Source organism: Streptomyces sp. NPDC104106 (assembly GCF_055584345.1).
Map to the genome: position 1 here is coordinate 595,934 of NZ_JBVJMF010000003.1, position 19,766 is coordinate 615,699.

At 70.0% G+C, this 19,766-nt stretch carries 18 protein-coding genes and 2 pseudogenes; 6 read left to right on the plus strand and 14 right to left on the minus strand.

Annotated elements, in window-relative coordinates:
* Positions 1 to 136: 136 nt before the first annotated feature.
* The 8 genes and pseudogenes from ACZ60X_RS10135 to ACZ60X_RS10170 form a co-directional block, all read right to left on the minus strand.
* The gene (locus tag ACZ60X_RS10135) at positions 137 to 928 is read right to left on the minus strand and encodes a hypothetical protein (protein WP_469595745.1); all 792 of its coding nucleotides are present in this window, start codon (positions 926 to 928) and stop codon (positions 137 to 139) included.
* A 506-nt stretch (positions 929 to 1,434) separates the two neighbouring features.
* Positions 1,435 to 1,521: pseudogene (locus ACZ60X_RS10140) on the minus strand (hypothetical protein); the annotation flags it as partial.
* Complete coding sequence (locus tag ACZ60X_RS10145) at positions 1,490 to 1,717, minus strand: helix-turn-helix domain-containing protein (protein ID WP_469595747.1); 228 nt, start codon at positions 1,715 to 1,717, stop codon at positions 1,490 to 1,492. The pseudogene ACZ60X_RS10140 and the gene ACZ60X_RS10145, both read right to left, overlap by 32 nt.
* A 108-nt stretch (positions 1,718 to 1,825) precedes the next feature.
* Positions 1,826 to 2,686 carry a phosphotransferase enzyme family protein gene (locus ACZ60X_RS10150; RefSeq protein ID WP_469595750.1) on the minus strand — a complete coding sequence of 287 codons (861 nt, stop codon included), beginning with the start codon at positions 2,684 to 2,686 and terminating at the stop codon, positions 1,826 to 1,828.
* An 85-nt stretch (positions 2,687 to 2,771) separates the two neighbouring features.
* Positions 2,772 to 3,320 carry a VOC family protein gene (locus tag ACZ60X_RS10155; RefSeq protein ID WP_469595753.1) on the minus strand — a complete coding sequence of 183 codons (549 nt, stop codon included), beginning with the start codon at positions 3,318 to 3,320 and terminating at the stop codon, positions 2,772 to 2,774.
* A gap of 216 nt (positions 3,321 to 3,536) precedes the next feature.
* Complete coding sequence (locus ACZ60X_RS10160; RefSeq protein WP_469595755.1) at positions 3,537 to 3,695, minus strand: hypothetical protein; 159 nt, start codon at positions 3,693 to 3,695, stop codon at positions 3,537 to 3,539.
* Positions 3,696 to 4,220: 525 nt separating this feature from the next.
* Positions 4,221 to 4,673 (minus strand): hypothetical protein, encoded by a 453-nt coding sequence (locus tag ACZ60X_RS10165; protein WP_469596008.1) that lies wholly within the window; start codon positions 4,671 to 4,673, stop codon positions 4,221 to 4,223.
* A gap of 424 nt (positions 4,674 to 5,097) precedes the next feature.
* Positions 5,098 to 5,685, minus strand: coding sequence for a hypothetical protein (locus ACZ60X_RS10170; protein WP_469595757.1), 588 nt, complete (start codon positions 5,683 to 5,685; stop codon positions 5,098 to 5,100).
* Positions 5,686 to 7,112: 1,427 nt separating this feature from the next.
* On the opposite strand from ACZ60X_RS10170, the gene ACZ60X_RS10175 reads away from it, so the two are divergent.
* Entirely contained in the window at positions 7,113 to 7,298 is a 186-nt protein-coding gene (locus ACZ60X_RS10175) for a hypothetical protein (RefSeq protein WP_469595760.1), read from the plus strand.
* A 355-nt stretch (positions 7,299 to 7,653) separates the two neighbouring features.
* On the opposite strand, the gene ACZ60X_RS10180 is transcribed toward ACZ60X_RS10175, so the two are convergent.
* Positions 7,654 to 8,007 (minus strand): hypothetical protein, encoded by a 354-nt coding sequence (locus ACZ60X_RS10180; RefSeq protein ID WP_469595762.1) that lies wholly within the window; start codon positions 8,005 to 8,007, stop codon positions 7,654 to 7,656.
* A 465-nt stretch (positions 8,008 to 8,472) separates the two neighbouring features.
* On the opposite strand from ACZ60X_RS10180, the pseudogene ACZ60X_RS10185 reads away from it, so the two are divergent.
* Together ACZ60X_RS10185 and ACZ60X_RS10190 are read left to right on the plus strand one after the other, a co-directional pair.
* Positions 8,473 to 8,520, plus strand: a pseudogene (locus ACZ60X_RS10185) (hypothetical protein); the annotation flags it as partial.
* A gap of 451 nt (positions 8,521 to 8,971) precedes the next feature.
* On the plus strand, positions 8,972 to 9,331 hold the full coding sequence (locus ACZ60X_RS10190) for a hypothetical protein (protein WP_469595764.1): 360 nt from the start codon (positions 8,972 to 8,974) through the stop codon (positions 9,329 to 9,331).
* A gap of 61 nt (positions 9,332 to 9,392) precedes the next feature.
* On the opposite strand, the gene ACZ60X_RS10195 is transcribed toward ACZ60X_RS10190, so the two are convergent.
* The 5 genes from ACZ60X_RS10195 to ACZ60X_RS10215 all read right to left on the minus strand — a co-directional run bounded on the left by ACZ60X_RS10195 (position 9,393) and on the right by ACZ60X_RS10215 (position 15,975).
* Complete coding sequence (locus ACZ60X_RS10195) at positions 9,393 to 10,232, minus strand: carbohydrate ABC transporter permease (protein ID WP_469595767.1); 840 nt, start codon at positions 10,230 to 10,232, stop codon at positions 9,393 to 9,395.
* Positions 10,229 to 11,581, minus strand: a complete 1,353-nt coding sequence (locus tag ACZ60X_RS10200) for a carbohydrate ABC transporter permease (RefSeq protein WP_469595769.1) — start codon at positions 11,579 to 11,581, stop codon at positions 10,229 to 10,231. Before ACZ60X_RS10200 ends, ACZ60X_RS10195 begins: the two co-directional genes overlap by 4 nt.
* Positions 11,582 to 11,592: 11 nt before the next feature.
* Positions 11,593 to 12,918 (minus strand): ABC transporter substrate-binding protein, encoded by a 1,326-nt coding sequence (locus tag ACZ60X_RS10205; protein WP_469595772.1) that lies wholly within the window; start codon positions 12,916 to 12,918, stop codon positions 11,593 to 11,595.
* A 39-nt stretch (positions 12,919 to 12,957) separates the two neighbouring features.
* Positions 12,958 to 14,568, minus strand: coding sequence for a glycoside hydrolase family 13 protein (locus tag ACZ60X_RS10210; RefSeq protein ID WP_469595774.1), 1,611 nt, complete (start codon positions 14,566 to 14,568; stop codon positions 12,958 to 12,960).
* A gap of 135 nt (positions 14,569 to 14,703) precedes the next feature.
* The gene (locus tag ACZ60X_RS10215) at positions 14,704 to 15,975 is read right to left on the minus strand and encodes an ABC transporter substrate-binding protein (RefSeq protein WP_469595776.1); all 1,272 of its coding nucleotides are present in this window, start codon (positions 15,973 to 15,975) and stop codon (positions 14,704 to 14,706) included.
* A 129-nt stretch (positions 15,976 to 16,104) separates the two neighbouring features.
* On the opposite strand from ACZ60X_RS10215, the gene ACZ60X_RS10220 reads away from it, so the two are divergent.
* Genes ACZ60X_RS10220 through ACZ60X_RS10230 form a run of 3 tightly spaced genes read left to right on the plus strand, consistent with a single transcriptional unit; the run spans position 16,105 to position 19,660 of the window.
* Positions 16,105 to 16,611: a PadR family transcriptional regulator gene (locus ACZ60X_RS10220; RefSeq protein WP_469595778.1), complete on the plus strand. Its 507-nt coding sequence runs from the start codon at positions 16,105 to 16,107 to the stop codon at positions 16,609 to 16,611.
* The gene (locus ACZ60X_RS10225; protein ID WP_469595780.1) at positions 16,608 to 17,357 is read left to right on the plus strand and encodes an ABC transporter ATP-binding protein; all 750 of its coding nucleotides are present in this window, start codon (positions 16,608 to 16,610) and stop codon (positions 17,355 to 17,357) included. Before ACZ60X_RS10220 ends, ACZ60X_RS10225 begins: the two co-directional genes overlap by 4 nt.
* A 20-nt stretch (positions 17,358 to 17,377) precedes the next feature.
* Entirely contained in the window at positions 17,378 to 19,660 is a 2,283-nt protein-coding gene (locus tag ACZ60X_RS10230; RefSeq protein ID WP_469596011.1) for an FtsX-like permease family protein, read from the plus strand.
* Positions 19,661 to 19,766 lie beyond the last annotated feature (106 nt).

Here is a 19,766-nt window from a genome sequence, read left to right on the forward strand (position 1 = left end):
CGTCGTTCATGGTCGGACCGGGGGGCTGCAGAAAGCTGTCGATCAGGTGGGGCCGGCACCGGATCTTCTTCGGTTCTGCTTGATCGCGCGGGTGAGGTGCGCGAGGTCGGCGGCGGCGCATGCGCCCCCTGTGGCGTCAGTACTGGCGCTGATCGAACGTGATGCCCAAGTCCACCTCGAAGGGAGCGTGGACAAACTGTCCTGTCGGGGTCTGGAATCGTGCGTAGCCGCGTTGAACTATGCGCTTCCAGTCCATGGAGAAGTTCAGAATGGCACGGGCGGGGACCACGAGAGTGACCTCTTCTTCGAAAATCTGGTCAATCTCCGTTGAAAGGGAGTACTGGCGACGGAGAGTGGACTCTGCACTGGCTTTCAAGGTTGCCAGGTCGACCATATTGAGGTCCACTCCGACGCTGTCGGTGTTCGCGTCTTCCAGTTGCAGCTGGCACGTTTGACGCCAGTGTCGACTGGCCTTGACCGTGCGAGTCACCTGGGTGTCACTGTCCCGGTTGTCGACTCGGCGGAGGTCAGAACCGATGGGGCATTCGACCCGGTCGGTCTCCACGGTGTCCAGGAACCTCAGGGAGGCAGACGCGTTGGTTTGTCCGTTGACGCATTGCGCAGCGAACGACTCGATGTCCCTTTTCAAGGTATAGAACGAATAACCGAGAGCCACCCACGAGTAGGTGAGATAGCGGGCAACCCACATGGCACCCCCGGCCCTGACCAGACGGACGCCCACGTCGGTGCCACCGGCTGCGGCACGCAAGCTGACCTCAACGGATGGCTCGGTGAGTTCTCGTCTCCAGGTCGACGGCTGGTGCGCCCGGACAACAATCAGGTCATCCCGGACAAAGGACGTATCAGCGATGAACCGCTTGCCCGTGAGCCAAGAGCTGATGCGTTCAGCGAGTTCGACATCCGTCATGCTCCTTCGATGAGGGATGAGCACAACCGTCCCCAACAGTCGATGTGTTTGCGGCGGAGAGAATGCGCTTTGACTGTACAGGGCTACTCAGGTTGGACTCGTGGGCTCCGGTGATCTCGTGCATCGTCGTCCGTGATCAGGCCGGTCGGCGGGAGGCGGCCGTCGAACAGATGGGGCCGGTACTGGATCTTCTTCCACCCAAGGCGTGCCGAGCTGCACGTGGGTCATCACGATCAGATCGCGGTACTGACGCCAGGAGAACGCCTTCGGCTCGCCATGGCCGCCGTGCCAGATGTGCAGCTTGAAGAAGAAAGCGGCACCGTTGTCCGGCGCAATACCGGACCACTCCGGCGATGTTGACCGGGCCGCGATCGCGGCCGCGCACCCGCACCACCGGCCGATGTCCGCGCGGGGCCCAGGTGTGCCCCTTCGGTGGCCTCAGCCCCTGGCCGGTCTCGTCCTCGAAGCAGCTTCCGCACGCTCTGGATCGTGTAGCCGACGTGATACATCCGCTCGATCAGCAGCTTGACCCGCTTCAGCGACCAGCGCTGAAACTCGTCATCAAAGCCGTGCGTCAGCGGACCGCGCAGTATTCCTGCTCCAGCCGCTCCACTGCGCAGGAGTCAGCCGCTCCCTCGAAACCGGCCCCGCCGAGCGCAACGCGTCCACGCCGCCCTGCTCCCACGCCCGCCGCCAGCGCCGCACCGACCGCGCTGACATCCGCAGGTCCCGGGCGACGGCTTCGGCCTTCTCCCCACGAGCGAACCGGTCAGCCGCCTTCAGGCGCACCGGCTCCGCTCCTCCTGTCCCTGGGCGTCAGCCCCCCATGCGCATACCGCACGACGACGTCGTACCGCAACGATCAAGAACCGTCACCGTCTGACGGACGCCACGAGTTCAACCCGAGTAACGTTCGCCTCGGCTCGACGGAGTCCGAACCGCTGCTCGGATCTGGTCGAGCCACTCCGCGCCCAGCCGACGCCCGTTCGGGAGTTGGTCGCCTCGGTCCCAGCGCCACGCCGTGATCATCGCCAGCACGAGGATCCGGCACTCGCGCAGCAAGTCTTGATTGGCACCTGGATACTGCGCGCTGACTTCTTCGGGCGCATGGGCGAGGTCGAATTCGACGGGCCCACGGCAACACGTCTCAAGGTCGATGAACAGCAGCCCGTTCCTCGTGGCGAGGACATTGCCCGGGTGCGGCTCGCCGTGCAGCAGCTGCTCGGCTCCACCGCGCTCGCCGATCACCCGCCTCATGCGTCGCAACGTGTCACCGAGCAGCCCCCGGTCCGCGTCGGTGAGCGCCGGAGTGCGATCGCGGTCAGCCACGAGGTGTTGCGCCTGCTCGACTCGATCGGTGAAGTGGGGCGCAGGAACATCGAGTTCGCGCATGCCGGCATGCAGCCGCTCGAGCGCATCGGCGTAGTCGGCGGGTGAGACCTCTCGAACGGGCATGGGTTCGTAATAGTTCCATAGCGTGACCACGAAGCCATCGCGCTCATAGACCCGCGGCTCCACCCGAGGCTCAAGAGCAGCCACAGGGCAACCGGATCCGGCGAGCCGCTGAGCAAGTTCGATTTCGAACTGTGCGACCTGATGCGCTACAGGTGCCACCCGGCCCAGGACGTCACAAGGCAGCAGACGCAGAGTGAGCTTGTTCGAATCGTGAAGAACGATCGCGTCGTCGACTGCCAGACCAAGCGATGAGGCGATCGACATGGCTGCGGCCACCGCACGCGGAACGTCTGACGCCTGCATCGTCGCCCGGCCCCTCTCCCCTGAGCGCTGTCATCGCTTTCCAAACTTTCCAAGCGGTGCCACCTGCGGACGAACGGCGTATTCGTTACTGCCCCTCGAAGTCCTGCGTCCTGAGAACGGGAGCACTGCTGCGGCCATGGTCTCGACCGCTGAGCTGGGCGTCGAGCGTCTCTTGAGCCACGCGCATGACCTCGGCGTACACGGGGTCCTGCAGCCGCTTCCACATCTCGTCCGCGGAGACTTCCTCGACGCGGCCGACGACCCACCAGATGTTGCCGAACGGGTCCATGATACGGCCTCCGCGCTGCCCGAAGGCGTCGTTGGCCAGCGGCGTGACGACGTGGCCGCCAGCTGCGACGGCTTGCGAAAACGCCTGGTCCGCGTCGGCGACGAACACACGCAGCAGACTAGGCATGGTGGGCCAGTCCGCGTGTCGGTCGAAGGCCAGCACGACAGTATCGCCGACTCGGATCTCGCCGTGGCCGATCAAACCATCCTCGGTCGGCACTCGCGCCAGCTCTTCACCCCCGAACGCCTGGGAGACGAATTCGAGAAATGCACCCGTGTCGTCGGTGACGACCCAGGGAGCAACGGTGGTGTAGCCCGTCGGCGCGGCGCTGGTCTGCTCGGACATCACGATCCTTCCGCCGGATGTTGATTGCCAGAAGCGACGATAGGCGGGGTATAGGCCAGTCCTTGTCCTATAGCGATGGTCTCCCGAGCCGCCTCCGCGCGTCGCATGCCGAGCGGCGGCGTCTTCCTCATCCCTGAGGTGTGAGCCCGGTATCGGACTGGGCGGCAACCGGCGGTGGGGATGGGCCGGCCGCCGGGAAACACGCCCCGCAACACCTTACCGGCCGCGGGTCACGGCACTGCTTCTCCAAGCGTTCATGCCGACCTCGAAGAGAGTGAGGCCGCCGTACTGGTCGAGCAGGAAGCGTTCCGCCTCGGCCGAGCCCTCGTCCTCGCGCTCCAGGCGCCAGAGGCCCTGGTCGCCTCGGCGGCGCACACGCGCGGAGTCGGCGCGGTTCTCACCTACCTCGTGCTTGCCCCTCCCACCCAGCCGCTGAGCAGCCGTGACGCCGCCACACCACACATCACACGCGGACCAGAGAGACACGCGTGACCCACTGCGATGCCCCGCTGTCCGCGGAGGGGGCGCCGACGGCTCGTTCGTGCGGCCAACCCCACTCGGTCCCTACATCGGGGCCCGTGAACGGATGACGGGGGACGGTGCGGCAGCTGAGGGCGGTAGCCGCGCCTTCCAGCTCAAAGGGGATCCGGCGGGCTGACCGCGTCCACTCCGGACGAAGTGTCTCGGTGCGGCGATCGTATCGGCGGGGTGGCCGTGGGCGGGGATGGGGTGCACCGGCGTGGTGGCCCTGTCGGCGGGGCGGGTCGGCACCTGCCATGTTCGGGAGGATTCGGCGGTGCTGCCCCACGCATTCCCACCGGCCCGGGTCGCCCCGAGTCGGTGCCCCTGAGCCCTGGCGGCCCGCCGATCTCGATCGCCCCTGCTCGCCTGCTCGCCTGCTCAGCCGACGAAGACGGGCGGGCTGCCGTCGGCCGTCCTGACCGGGCGGAATCTGCGGCTGAAGTCCAGAGGGATGTCCAGGGCCAGGAAGTTCTTCCCGTTCCCCGTCCGTGCGCGCAGGCGGATCCGGTGCCGGGCCACCGGCACCGTCTCGGGAAGCCGAAGGTTCCACGTCTGCTTCCACGGCCCGGCGGGCAGATTCGGGTCACCCGACAGCCGCGTGCCCATGCGGGCCAGCAGATCGGGCAGCCGGTAGCTCCTGTCCAGCATCTTCACCGGACCGAATTTCATGATCACGTTGCAGGTGACCCGGGTCAGGTCGACGGCCTCCTTGAGACGGCCGCTCATCTCCCAGCGAACCTGGCGCCCGAGCCACGGCAGGGCTGGGGTCAACGTGATGTCGAGGATGTCCAGGACGTAGGTGTCGTCGCTCGTGTCCTCCACCAGGTGCATGCTCACCTCGCTCACCTCGCGGTGCAGCGGATACGAAGGGCGCCGCCCGGACGCGTGGGCCGGCGGGGCCGTGGGGCGGCGCTCGGGGCTCGGCGGCCGGTCGGGCCGTGGGTGGTCGCCGTGCCGTGCACGCCGCCAGGATGCCGCTCGCGCCCCTGTTCACCCGTTCGGGCATGGGGGAACGCCGGGAAGGAAGCGGCGGCCATGCCCCGGGGGCGTACGCCAACGGGGAGTGTGCGGGCGGGAATCACCGGAACGGGCGGACCGGTGACGGCGCGGGCGGTGGCGCGGGCGCCGGTTGAGGCGGCCGGCGTCCGGCCTGGCGGGGTGTGCACGGCGCGGCGTTGTCGGACAATGACCGGGAAGGGAACCCCGGCCCGATTGCGGCGGGCCGGGGCTTTCCCTTCATACGGTCGGGTCCGGATTAGTCGTCGTCCTCGTCGTCGTGGTGGTGGTGCTTGACGACGCGGAAGCTGGCCACCACGCCGTCGTCGACCTCGATGCCCTCGGTCGGGCAGGGGCGGACGCCGTTGCTCTCGCTGTGGGGGCCGACGGTGGCGATGGGAGCGCCGTTGTCGCAGACCGCCCCGCGGAAGACCTCCACCGTCTTGCGGCTGTCGTTGCGGATGTTCAGGCTCTTGGCGCCAAGGCCGCTGACGACGGTGATGCAGTCGCCGGGGTGGGCGGAGTAGGACCGCTCGTTGACCTCGATGCGGCCCTCGTGGTGCCGGCGCTCGCCTTCCTCGCCTCCCTCTCGGCCCTCGTTGCCCTTGCCCTCGTTGCCCTTGCCCCAGTTCTCGTTGCCGTTGTTGTTGCTGCTGTTGTTGCTGTTGCTGTTGCCCTTGCTCTGCCCGCTGTCGCCGCCGCGCGGGGCGGGAGCGGCGACGGCGGTGACCGGGGCCGCCTCGGGGACCGGAGCGGAGGCGGCCGAGGCGTAGGTGATGCCGGTCGCGGTGAGGGCCGCGGCGGCCGCGACTCCAGCGGTGACCATGGTTGAACGGGCGACCTTCATGTCGCTTCTCCTGTCTCGTCTCTCATGGTGCCGACGTGTCAGTCGGCCCGAGATCAAAAGTACTTTCAGCTGATAAGTCGGCAATTCCGGGAGATGGGCCCTAAGGGGCCGATTGGGGCAATCGTGGCGCCGAACGCCATGCTTGCCATGGGATGAGGAAGGCCAACTAGCCGTCCAAGAAGTGTGATTGAAATACGATTAGGCCGTAGGGATGATCTCTCGCCTCCCCCTTACCCCTCGGCGCAGCGTGTCGGTGCGGGTGTCGCGAGGTTGGCCGTGTTAGGGGGTCCGCTCGCCCCGCCAGCTCACACCAGGCCGTCTCGCGGTCGGTCGTGTCGGGGTACATCGATGACGCGTACGGTCGCAGGGGCAACCCGAGGTGGTCGATGACGTTCGTCAGCACCTCCGTCACACAGCCCGACGTCGTGGTCATGCTCGCGGAGCTGGCGGCGAAGTCCCGGCGCTACCTTGGGAGTTGGGAAGCAGCCGGAACTCGAGCGCCGTCACCCCTCGGCCGCCGTCTTCCTGACCCCCGCCGCGAGGGCGCGTGCCGTGGCCGCCGGCAACCGGGCTTCAGGCGCCGGCCGCGACGTCGAAGGCCAGGAGCGCCATGAGTCGTCACCGGACCGCACGGCGCGCTTTGGAGGGCGCCTCACCGGCGCGGGGCACCGCCCTGCCCCCCCGCACCCCACCAGCCGTCCCGGTATGTGACCAGCAAGCTGCAACGTCGTCCCTGCGCTCACCGGCCAGGAGAGCACGGGGGACGGCGCTCGGTCACTGCAAGAGGCCGGCCCCGCCGCCTTCGGGTCGTGCTACTCCGTCGGCCCGATCGAGAACCTCACCTGTGGCCAGGGTGGGTCGTCAGCCCATGGGATCCGCATGAAGCCGCCGAGATCCGGAGCATCGGATGCCCGGTGTCGCCCAGCTCCGGTACTTCGAGCAGACGGAGCATCCGCGGCATCCTGTGGTGTGCCTACCGGCGCTCGATCGTAGGCCCGATCGACGTCGACCCCGAACGATCCGTGCACACCTGTGCCAGGCACCCGTCCCGCAGCGTGACGAGGTGTTCGCGCAGCTCAACGCCCGCAGCATCGGTGTCGGCGTCCACTACCCGCGGACCTGCCTCCAACTGGTCCGAGACCGGCACCGGGGCAGGCCGTCACCGCGCTCGGCCAGGTCCTCAAGACCGGGGGGAGTCGCATCGTCCACCAGGTCCTGACCGTCTGCCCCGGCCGTGCTGCCGCAGCCGTTCGCCGCGCCCGCGTCGCCAAGCGGGGCGCCGACGCGGCCACGGTCCGCTCGGCCGGGCTGACCTGGAGGGGGAGGCGAGCCGTCAATGAGCCGGTGATCGTCGCCCCGCGGCAGCTCGGCCTCGACCGCACCGGCCACCGCGCGCCTGGCAGCTCACCCTGAAGCTGTTCGACTGGGTGCAGGCCGTCCTCGCGCGGGACGCCTCCCTGCTCGAAGTTCTCCGCGAGATCGCCAGCGGCAGCGTTCGGCCGAAGCTCGGCCTGTACATGAAAAACCGCCCCCCCAGCGCTATCGGCAAGGACGAGGAGGCGTTCAACGCGAGTGTCGAGTGCCCGGCTATCGCTGGCGAGCCGGGCCTGTAGGGTGCGCACCGCGGTGAGCGCAGGGTGCGTGTGTCCACCGCTTCCGCCGCCCGTGACGACGAGACGGAAAGAGGCCCTGTTCGGCGGGGCTGCTCCAGGGCCTGGCGGAAATCAGGCGAGCTGCCGCAGCAGCGGCTGCAGGACACCGTTTCGTCCGCCGCGCGCGAATCCACGCCATGCGTCGACCCTCAGGCACCCGGTGAGCGCGGCCACCTTCAGCCAGGCCGGCTCATGTTCACGCGCATCGCCGCGCAGGTGCTCGACGAGGGTGAGGTGGAACGGGGGAGAGGCCGCCCCGGCCGGCGTATGGCCCGGTCTGCTGACCGCGCGCCGCCCGCCGGGGCCCAATCCGTCCTTAGAGCACGGCAACCCGCTCCTCGTCGCCGTACCTGAACCCGTCGTTGTCGAAATAGAAGACGGTGACCTTGACCTTGTCCCCCTTGTCGAAGTGCGAGCCCGCCGCCGGGCGCAGGGTCACCAGCGCGACGTGGTCGTGGTAGTCGCAGACCAGCTGGTCCTTCTTGACGGTGCCCGCGGCGAGGGACTGGTCGTGCGGGCTGTGGTTGAGCGTCGTCGCGTTGGCCACGAGTTCGTGGTCCATGCCGACGTCGCAGGAGTAGGTGACCTTGACCTGCAGCCCGAGGGTGTGCATCGACACCTTGTCGATGGACAGCAGGTTGGCCTTGGCCGCCGCCGAAGGGGCGGTCACCAGGGCACCCGCACCGATCAGAAGAACGGTGGCTGCGGTTCCGGCGACGCGTCGGCGAAGACTGGATGACGTCATCTTGGTTTCTTCTTTCCCCCATGCCGCAGCCACCCTTGGTCGAGGGTGGAGATTTCTCCAACTGAATGGACAACTGCGGCAATTGGTCAATTCGAGCTGGATATTACGTGATCTTCGAGCGATTCCGGTACGGGACTGCCGACGGCGCCTCGTGAGAAACGCCGCACCCTGCCGGATGAACCACTCCCGGCTCGACATCGTCGGCAGCGGTGCACCGATGAATAGGGTGTGGGCACGCTCGCGTCTGACCGGAGTGAGTGCTCACTCCGACACGTACCTCCATGGCGACAGCACCCAATCGGCGAAGAGCACCGGCGATGGATCCCGACAGCCGCAGGGAGATGATCGTTCGTGCTGCGCTTTCCCCCCGAGATCGAACACGGCAGCGCGGTGACGACACGCCAGGTCGCTCGGGCCGCAGGCATCGAGGAGGGCACCATCTTCCGCGTCTTCTCGGACAAGGAGGAACTTCTGGATGCGTGCGTGACCGAGGCGCTCAGTCCGGCCCACGCCCTCGGCGAACTCGCCTTGGTGTCCATGGATCAGCCGCTCGCCGCCAGGTTGACGGAGGCCGCCTCGGCGCTGCACGCCCACTTGGACCGGGTCGGCGCGGTGGTCGGGGCGCTTCATACGACGGGAGGTCGGGGACGAAGCGGCCGCCCCGGGAGCTCAGGAGCCCCGCCTGACCGTGCGGCCGGTTCCCTGCGGGTGCGGGAGGCGCTGGCCGAACTGCGGAACGCAGCGGGCGGGGGATGCCGCCGATGCCTACCGGCGTTCGCATCCAACGCCGACCGGCATTTCGACGCCGAGTGCACCAGCGGACTTCCCCTGCCCCGGCGAGAGCCCCAAGCCGACGCCGCCCACGGCGGCAGCCACCCCCAGCTCGACCGTGCCGCCCACCGACCATTACGCCGAGAACCACGGCTTCAGAGTTCCCATCCCGCTCCACGGCCGGAGCCGCTGCGACGGGATCACGGCCGTCGGACGCGTCAGGAAGGCACTCGAACCGCTGCGCCGGCGCGGCGACTTCGCCCCGGACAGCGTCCGCGGCGCGCTCACCGGCCTCGGCTATTCCGGCGGGAAGGTGCAGGCGTACCAGGACGGTCCCACCGGGGTCGGCTTCCTCATCGACCTCGGCGCCTCTCCCTGGTGTGTGGAGGGCACGATGAGCAGTGACTCCACCAAGGCGGATGCCTTCGGCGGCTACCCCGATGGCACCGGCTGCGAGCCACCGAGTGGCGGCCACTGACCACAGCCGTCCCCGCAGGGTCCAGATCCCACGCGACGGGGACTTCGGTTCCCGTCGCCCCTCATTTCACGGATCCCGCCATCACGCCCTGCACGAAGTGCCGCTGGAACGCGAAGAACACCACCACCGGCACGATCAGGGACAAGAACGCGCCCGGCGCGAGTACGTCGATGTTGCTGCCGAACTGGCGGACCTGCGACTGGAGTTCCACGGTCAGCGGCTGGGAGGCACTGTCGGCGAAGAGCAGCGCGACCAGCATGTCGTTCCAGACCCACAGGAACTGGAAGATGGCGAGTGAGGCGATCGCCGGCCGGCCGACCGGCAGTACCAGGCGGGTGAAGATGCGCCACTCGCTGCCGCCGTCCATCCGGGCCGCCTCCAGCATCTCCTTCGGCATCTCCGCGAAGTAGTTGCGCAGCAGGAACACCGCGAACGGCAGGCCGTACGCCACGTGGAAGAGGACGACACCGGGGATCGTGCCGAACAGGCCCAGCGCGCCGAAGAGTTTGGCCACCGGCAGCAGACCGATCTGGACCGGCACCACCAGCAGGGCCACCACCAGCAGGAACAGCGGCTCGCGCAGCGGGAAGTCCAGCCAGGCGAAGGCGTATCCGGCGAGGGCGGCGATGACCACGACGAGTGCCGTCGCGGGCACCGAGATCAGCACCGTGTTCCAGAAGGCCTGCGTCATGCCGGAGTTCTTCAGCAGCGCCGAGTAGTTGTCGAAGGACAGCTGGCCCGGACTCGTCAGGGCCGTCCACCAGCCGCCCTTCGCGGTGTCCTGCGCCGAACGCAGGGAGGACACGAACAGGCCCGCGAGCGGGGTCAGCCAGACCAGGCCGATCACCACCAGGAAGGCCTGTACCAGGCCGCTGCCGAGCCATCTCCTGACCGCGTTCATCGCTGACTCCTTCTGAACCGGCGGACGTTGAAGACCATCGCGGGGATGACGAGGACCAGCAGCAGGACGCCGAGGGCGCTGCCGAGCCCCTGGTTGTTGCCGCCGCCGAAGGACACCAGCCACATCTGGGTCGCGAGGACGGTGGCATCCTCCTGCACCGGCCCGGGCGCGATGATGTAGACGAGGTCGAAGACCTTCAGCACGTTGATCACGAGGGTCACGAAGACGACCGTCAGCACGGGAGCCAGCAGCGGCACGGTGATCCGGCGGAAGATCTGCCACTCGTTGGCGCCGTCCATGCGGGCCGCCTCCAGGGCGTCCCGGGGCAGGGCCGAGAGCCCGGCGCCGATGAGGACCATCGCGAAGCCGGTCCAGATCCACAGGTACGCCCCGATGATCGCCGGTGTGACGAGGGCGGGGCCGAGCCAGGAGACGCCCTGGTAGGGCTGGGCGAAGTTGGACCCGGGCAGCGTCACTGTGTACGACCCCGCGGCGAGCCCGGAGAAGCGGAAGGAGCCGTCGGCCGCGGTGGTCGTGCTCGCGGCCGTCCGCCCGTCGCGCACCGCCTGGACCGTCATGCCGGGCAGGCCGCTCTCCTTGGGGTCGACCTTGCCCGGCCGGCCACCCCCGCCGGGGGTGAAGTCGAGGTAGACGACTCCGCGCAGTTCTCCCGGGGCGGCCTTCTGCGCGGCCGCCGGGTAGGCGGGGGAGGCGTTCTTCGGCAGGTCTCCCGGCAGGACGCCGACCATGGGGAGGGCCACGGACCGGCCCGTCGAGGCCGTCGTGGTCCAGGAGCCATCGCGGCCCTGGGCCAGCAGGCCCGCGCGCCCGCGGGCCGTCGGATAGGCCGACGTGTCCTCGAAGGCGCCGTGGACGGAGACGACGGCCGCGTTCAGCACGCCCTTGTTCGGGTCCTCGTCGTAGGCGAGGCGGAAGATGATGCCGGCGGCGAGGAAGGACACCGCCATCGGCATGAAGAGCAGCAGCTTGAAGGCCGTGGCCCAGCGGACCTTCTCCACCAGCACGGCGAGGATCAGGCCGAGGCCGGTCAGCAGGGCCGGGGCCACGACGACCCAGATGGCGGTGTTGCGGACGGCCTTCAGGGTGGCCGGGTCGCGGAACATCTCGGTGTAGTTGCCGGCGCCGACGAACCGGGTGCCGGAGGCGTCGAAGAAGCTGCGGCCGACGGAGAACAGCACCGGGTAGACGACGAGCGCGCCGAGCAGGAGCAGCGCCGGGAAGACGAAGAGCAGGGCGACCAGCCGGGCGCGCCGCCGGCTGCGGCGCCCGCGCGCCGCGCCGGCGGCCCGCGGGCCCGCCTGCTGTTTCACGAGGGTGGTGGCGGTCATGGTGCGGCCGTTCAGTTCTGGTAGGCCTTGGCGGCCGCGGCTTCGAGCTGGGCCGCGGTGCCCTTCGGGTCGGAGGGGTCGCGCAGGAAGTCCTGGAGCAGCTTCCACTCCCCGGCGCCCTTGGTGCCGCCGAAGGCGGCGGGCGCCTGGTCGGACATGTCGAAGCGGACCGAGTCACCCGCGTTGATCAGGGACTTGGCGGTTGCGCGGGTGACGTCGTCGCCGTACGCGGCGGGGTCGAGCTTCTTGTTGGGGGAGAGGAAGCCGCCCGCCTTCGCCCATACGGCCGCCGCCTCGGGGGTGGCCAGGTACTCCAGGAGCTTCATGCCGGCCGTGGCGTTCTTGCCGTCCTTGAGGACGACCGCGGCGTCACCGCCGCTGACGACCGGTGCCGTGCCGCCGTCGACCGCCGGGAAGGGGAAGAAGTTCGCGTCCTTGCCGATGGTCTTGCCGAACTGGTCGTGGGCGACGCCGGCCACGAAGTCGCCCTCGTAGACCATGCCGGCCTCGGGCTTGGGTCCGAAGACCTTCTCCACGGAGCCGGGGAAGTCGGTGTTCAGGGCCTCCTTCTGGCCACCGGCGACGAGCTGCTTGTCCTTGAACAGCTTGCCGAGGGTGGTGAGCGCCCTGACGACGGAGGGGTCGGTCCACTTCAGCTTGTGGACGGCGAGGGCGTCGTACTTCTGGGGGCCGGCCTGGGAGAGGTAGATGTTCTCGAACCAGTCGGTGAGGGTCCAGCCGTCCTCTCCGCCGACGGCGAAGGCGGCGAGCCCCGAGTCGGAGATCGTGTGCCCGTCCTTGAGCATCTCGTCGTACGTCGTCGGCGGCTTGACCCCGGCCTGGGTGAGCGCGCTGGGGCTGTACCAGACGGTGGACTTGTGGGCGGCCTTGAAGTAGAGGCCGTAGAGCGTGCCGCCGACGGAGCCGTACGTGCGCCACACGGGCGCGTAGTCGGCGTCGACGGTCTGCTGCGCGGTGGCGGACAGGGGCTTGAGCCAGCCCTTCTTCGCGAACTGCTGGAGCACGCCGACCTGCGGGACCATCACGACGTCGGGGGCGTTGCCGCCCTCGATCTTGCTGCCGACGACGGTGGAGACGTTGTCGCCGGTGGACACGAACTGGGTCTTGGCTCCGGTCTTCGCGCTGAACGCGTCGAGCACCTTCTGGAAGTTCTTCTGCTCCGCTCCGGACCAGACGCCGGCCACGGTGACGGTCTGGCCGCTGAGCGACTTGTCACCGCCGCCGGCCGAGACCGGTCCGCCGCCGCAGGCGGTGGCGCCGAGCGCGAGGGCGAGAGCGGTGCAGCCGGTGAGCAGGGTGGTACGTCGTCTCATCATCGTTGATGTCCCTTCGAGGGTGGGGAGTTGACGGGCGGATCAGAGGTCGCCGAGCCACCAGGCGGCGGTGGAGCCGGGCAGGACGCCGGGCGGGCAGGGGCCGCTGGAGAGCAGGGGAGTGCCGGGGGCCGGTGCCGGGGCGGGGGCCGTGGTGAAGTTGACGGCACAGACCAGGCCGTCGCCGCGGCCGAAGGCGAGGACGCCGGGCGCGGTGTCCAGCCACTGGAGCGTTCCCTCGCCCAACTGGGGCAGGGAGTGCCGTAGTTGGAGGCCGTCGCGGTACAGGTGCCAGAAGGAGCGGGTGTCGGCGAGGGCGCGGTCGGTGGCGTACTCGGCGAAGTACGCGGGCTGCGGTAGCCAGGGCTTGGCGCCCTCCGCTCCGGAGGTGAAGCCGAACGGTGAGGCCTGACCGGACCAGGGCAGCGGGACCCGGCAGCCGTCGCGGATCCGGGCGCGACTGCCGGTGCGGCGGAATATCGGGTCGGTGAGGACGTCGTCGGGCAGGTCGACGACCTCGGGCAGACCCAGTTCCTCGCCCTGGTAGATGTACGCGGCCCCGGGCAGCGCCAGCATCAGCAGCGCGGCGGCGCGGGCGCGGGCGGCACCGAGCCCGCTGCCCTCGGTGGCTGGCTCGCCGTAGCGGGTGACGGTGCGGACCTGGTCGTGGTTGTTCAGGACCCAGGTGACCGTGGAACCGGTGCCAGCGATGTCCTGCATGGCCTCGCAGATGACCTTGCGGAAGGCGTCGGCGTCCCAGGGGGCGCCGAGCAGGTCGAAGAAGAAGGCCTGGTGGAGTTCGTCCGGGCGGACGTACAGGGCGTGCTCGCGGGCGGTGGGCACCGAGACCTCGCCGACGAGGAGGCGCTCGCGGCCGTCGCGTTCCCGGTACTCCTCGCACACGGAGCGCCAGCGCCGCCACACCTCGTGCACCTCGGGCTGGTTCCAGGCGAGGGGATTGACCGAGTCGCGGGTGCGGGCATCGGCCTCGGGGTCCTCGGAGTCGGGCAGTTGGGGGTGCTTGAACAGGCCGGCGGCGACGTCGATGCGGAAGCCGTCCACGCCCCGGTCGAGCCAGAAGCGCAGGATGCGGTCGAACTCGGCGGCGATCTCCGGATTGCGCCAGTTCCAGTCGGGCTGTTCGGGCGTGAACATGTGCAGGTACCACTGGCCGTCACCGACCCGTGTCCAGGCCGGGCCGCCGAACATCGCGTGCCAGTTGTTGGGCGGCTCGGCGCCGTCCGGGCCGCGGCCGTCGGCGAAGTGGAAGCGGGCGCGGGCCGGACTCCCGGATGCGCCGTCCAGGGCCTCGCGGAACCAGGGGTGCTCGCTGGAGCAGTGGTTGGGCACGATGTCGAGGAGCACCTTGACGCCGAGCCGGTGGGCGGCCGCCACCAGCAGGTCGAACTCGGCCAGGTCGCCGAAGAGGGGGTCGACTCCGCAGTAGTCGGCCACGTCGTACCCGTGGTCGTGCTGGGGCGAGGGATAGAACGGGCTCAGCCAGATTCCGTCGACGCCGAGCTTCTTCAGGTACGGAAGCCCCGCGCGGACCCCGGCGAGATCGCCGACGCCGTCGCCGGTGCTGTCCAGAAAACTGCGGACGTAGACCTGGTAGATCACCGCGTCACGCCACCAGCCGCACTTACTCAACATGCATGCATGTTAAGTAGGCGTGTCGCGAGGGTGTCAATGAAAGAAACGGAAGCTACTGGGAAGTTGGGTGCGCAAATACGGCCTTACCCGGTCATGGCGAGCTGAGATGAGATGGGCTCGTTACTTAACAGGTAACTATCGACGGGCGATGGCGTCCAGCTCGCGCGCCAGTCGCCGCACAGCCTGCTCGGGAGTCTCGCGTCCGGTCAGCGCGCCGTACACCACTGCCTGCACCACCAGGCTGACCTGGTCGTAGTGCGCGCTCTTGGGGCGCGGCGCGGCGGTGAGCACGGCGGTGCGCAGCGTCGGCAGGTAGGGGAACCGCCGGATCAGCGCGGGATCCCCGTACAGCGCGGCGCGCACGGGCGGCAGCGAGCCCCGGACGAGTACCTGCCGCTGGACCTGCTCACTGGTGAGGTAGGCGATCAGGCGCGCGGCCGAGTCGGGGTGCCGGGCATGGGAGTTGACCGCGAGGTTGGACCCGCCGAGAACACTGGTCCCCGGTCCGTGGGGGCCGGGCAGCGGTACGGCACCGATCTTCCCGGCGACCTTGGAACCCCTGGCGGAGGCGACGGCGTAGGCGTAGGGCCAGTTGCGCAGGAAGAGCAGCCTTCCGTCCTGGAAGGCCTGTTTGGACTCCTCTTCCTTCCAGGTCAGCGCCTGGTTCGGGATCCAGCCCTCGCGCAGGCCTCGAGCCAGGAAGCCGATGCCCTCGCGGGCGGCGGCCGAGTCGACGGTGACCCGGGTGCCCTCGTCGCCGAGGATGGTGCCGCCCGCCGAGTACACGGCCTCGGCCGCGTTGACGGTGAGGCCCTCGTAGGGCAGGAACTGGCCCGCGTAGCCGCCGAGTCCGTACCTGGGCGCGATGGTCCTGGCGTCGTGCTCCAGTTCGGTCCAGGTACGCGGCGGCGGCACGCCCTCCTTGGTGAGGACGTCCTTGCGGTACAGCAGGAGCCCGGCGTTCGTGACGTACGGGACCGCGTACAGGCGCCCGTCATAGGTGGCCGTGTCGACGACCGGCGGCAGGAAGCTCTTCAGCGGGAAGCGGTCCGGGGGCAGCGGGCGGATCCAGCCGGCCGCCGCGAACTCGGAGGTCCAGTTGACGTCGATGTTGAGGACGTCGAAGCGGCTCCGGTCGCCGCCGCGCAGGTCGGTCGTCATCTGCGCGTACGTCTCGTCCGCGGAGTCCGGCAGCTCGACGAGGGTGACCTTCTCGCCGGGGTGGGTTCGGTTCCAGCCCTGCAGCAGCGGGCCGAGATAGCCCGTGAGGTCGCCGGCGGTGGCCAGCGTGAGCGGGCCGCGCCCACCGCCCCCGCCCTCGTCGGCGCGGGCGCCGGAGGCCACGTACCCTGCCATGATCACGACGAGAACCAGGAGGCCCCTACCGGCGGCGCGTATCCACCGCATAGGTTCCTCCTTGAACACGTACACCCGGCTCCGGGCGTCCTCGCCCGGGGTCAGAGGCCATGTATACCCGTTAGGTATGGGCGATACTAGGGCCTGGAGCACATTACGCAGACTAGGAGGAGAGCCCGAGTGCGCCTGCCCCTCCTGGCACTCCTCGCCCGTGGCCCGGCCCACGGCTATGAGCTGAAGCAGGACCTTGAGCAACTGCTGGGCTCCGCGTACCCTCAGCCGAACGTCGGCCAGGTCTACGTCACCCTCGGCCGCCTGGAGAAGTCCGGGCTGATCGAGGGAGAGGACGTCGAGCAGTCCAGCCGGCCCAACAAGAAGGTCTACCACCTCACCGACGCCGGGCGGGAGGCGCTGCACGCCTGGTTCGAGGAGACCGAGGACGAGCCGCGGGTGCGGGACGAGTTCTTCATGAAGCTCGCCCTCGCCCCGCAGACCGGTCTCGCCGACCAGATCGCCCTCATCAACAAGCAGCGGCGCCAGTACCTCAACACCATGCGCAACCTTTCGAAACTGGCCGCGGCCGAGAACCGGGACAACCGAATCGCCCAACTGCTGATCGAGGGCGCGATGCTGCACCTGCAGGCCGACCTCGACTGGCTGGAGCGGTGCCAGGAGGAACTGGAATGAGCGAGGACCGTCTTCCGGTGCTCCGCGCCGAGGGCCTGGTGAAGACCCACCACGGCGAGGGCGCGCCCGCGCACGCCGTCCGCGGGGTCGACCTGAACGTGGCCCGGGGCGAGTTCGTCGCGATCACCGGCCCGTCCGGCGCCGGGAAGTCGACACTGCTGCACCTGCTGGGCGGGCTCCAGCGGCCGGACGCGGGCAGCATCTGGCTGGGCGGCCGCTGCACGGACTCCTTCAGCGAGGCACGCTGGGCGGTGGAACGCCGCAAGGCCATCGGATTCGTCTTCCAGTTCTTCAACCTGGTGTCGAACCTGCCCGTCGCCGACAACGTCGAGCTGCCCGCCCTGCTGGCCGGTGTCCCGCCGAAGAAGGCCCGCGCCGGCCGGGAGGCGCTCCTGGCCGAGCTGGGTCTCGAGGGCAAGGAGCGCAGCCTGCCGGGCGAGCTGTCCGGCGGCGAGCAGCAGCGGGTCGCCCTCGCGCGGGCCTTGATCAACCATCCGCCGCTGCTGCTGGCGGACGAGCCTGCGGGCAGCCTGGACAGCAAGGGCACGCGCGAGGTGATGCGGCTGCTGTCCCGATTCCACGGCCGGGGCCAGACGATCGTGCTGGTCACACATGACGCCCGGCTGGCCAGCGCAGCGGACCGGGTGATCAGCTTCTTCGACGGCCGGATAGCGGACGATGCCGCGCTGGACGGTGCGCCGCCGCGCCGCGCCGGCATCTCCGCCGTGCTGGAACTCAAGGACTGACCGTGCTGGATCTCAGGGATGTGCGGGCCACGCTGCGCTGGGCGCAATCCGACCTGCGCACGCATCGCGGCGAGGCACTGTTCCTCGTACTGGCCACCGCCGGCATCGTCGCCTCTCTACTGCTGGCCACCGCCCTGTTCGGCTATGCGACCAACCCCTGGCAGCGCACCTTCGCAGAGGCACGCGGGGCCCACGTCTGGATCCACACCGCCTCGTCCGCGGACACGGGCAGACTCGCCCGGCTGGACGGCGTCACGTCCGTCGCCGGTCCCTATCGCACCGAGTCCGCCACCGTCGCCGCACGCGGTACCCGTGCCACCGTGGAGCTGCGCGGCACCCCCCGGCTGCCCTCCGTCGGCCGGCCGCTGCTCACCGCCGGGCACTGGCTGGATCCGGCCGAGCCGGACGGCGTGGTACTGGAGACCGGCCTGGCCCGCGCCCTGCTGGCGGAGCCCGGAGACACCCTGGCCCTGCCCGGCACCGCGCGCACCCTGACCGTCGAGGGCATCGCGGACAGCGCCGAACCCTCCTACAGCCCCGGCGAGCAGCCGGGCCTGGTCTGGGCCCTGCCGTCCGCGGTCCGGGCGCCGGGCGGTCAGGTCATCGGGCTGCGGCTCGCCGATCCGGCCGACACGGACTACGCAGTGCAGCGCGCCGTCACCGTGCTCGGCGCGGGCGCGGTCGGCGAGGTCTCCACCTGGCAGCAGGCGCGCGCCCAGGCACAGGGCGACAACCGGCTGCTCGGGCAGGTGCTCGGCATGTTCGGCCTCGGGGCGCTGATCGCGGCCGGGCTCGCCGTGCACGGGGCGATCGCCACGCGCATCCGCGGCCACCTGCGCGACCTGTCGGTACTGAAGGCGATCGGCTTCACCCCCGGCCAGGTCGTACGGGTCTTCCTGCTCCAGCACCTCGCCTACGCCCTGCTCGGCGCGGTGGCCGCCGCCGCGCTCACCGATGCGCTGGGCAGCCGGATCCCCGGGCGGCTCGGCGATGCCGTGGGCGTGTGGCAGGGCCTGCCCGGGCACGCCGTGGCACTGCTGGCGGTGCCCGCGGGTGCGGTGCTGTTCATCGGCCTGACCACGGGACTCGCGGCCTGGCGGGCCGGTCGGGTGCCCCCCGTTCCCGTGCCGCGCGCGGCAGCGGCGGGGGGAGGAGGGCTCACCGGCCCGGCCCGCCGGGCGCTCGGGCTGCGGCTGCCGGCCGCGCTGGTCCTCGGCTGCCACAAGGTGGTCACCGGGCGCGGACGGTCGCTGGCCACCGTGGCTCGGCTGACCCTGCCGATGCTGCTGATCGTGGTCGCACTCAGCGCCTGGACCACGATCGACCGCTTCCACACCAGCCCGGCCAGGGTCGGTCTGCCCACCTCGCTCACGGTCCGCACGGACGGAACACCGGCCGCCATGGGCCCGGCGTCCCTGCTGACCGCCGACTCCCGGGTCGCCGCCGCCTACCCGGGGGTCGAGCTGGCCGCACTGGTGCCCGGACAGACCGGGACCATCGCCCTGCGCGGCCTCGGCACCGACGCCCGGCCCTACCCCTACGCCCTCGCGGAGGGCCGGTCCGCGCACGGACCGGACGAGGCGGTGGCCGGACAGGGCCTCCTCGACCTGCTGCACGCACGGGTCGGCGACTGGGTACGGATGATGGTCGGCGACCGCCCGCAGATCCTGCACATCGTCGGCCGCAGCATCGAACCGCAGAACGCCGGCCGGGTGGTGACGACCTCCCTGGACACCCTTCGCGAGAACGACCCGCAACTCGCCCCGGCCTTCTACGAACTGCGGCTGCGCGCGGGTGCCGATCCCCGCCATGTGGCCGCCGCGATCACCGCGGCCGGGCGGGGCCACCTGGACGTGCACGCCGTGACGAACCCGGCCGACGGGCTCTCCCCGCTGCGCGCGGTCGTCGCCGGTCTGATCGCCGTGCTCGGTCTCATCGGGCTGGTCGAGCTGCTGACCGCGATCGGCGGCAGCGTCCGGGAGGGGCAGCGGGACGTGCTCGCCCTCAGGGCGATGGGCATGTCCCCGCGGCAGATCACCGCGATCACCGTCACGGCCACGAGCTGCACAGCCCTGACCGCGGCGCTTGCCGCCACGGCCGTCGGTCTGCCGCTGGCCCACCGGCTCATCGACGCCCAGGGCGCCTCCAGCGGCATCGGCACGGGGATCGCCCAGTCCCCGTCGCCCGGCCTGCTGCTTCTGCTGGGCTCGGCCGCCGTACTGGGCGCGGCCGCGCTCGCCGCACTCCCCGCGGCTCGTGCGGCTCGCGGACGCCTCGCGGACACGCTGAGCGCGGTGGCCTGAGCCGGGACCGGCGATCCGCGCCTGGCTGCGTCGACTTGTGCCGCCCGGGCCGATGCGCGCGACCAGGCGCCGAAGCCTGTGCACCCGACCAAGATCACCCTTCTCG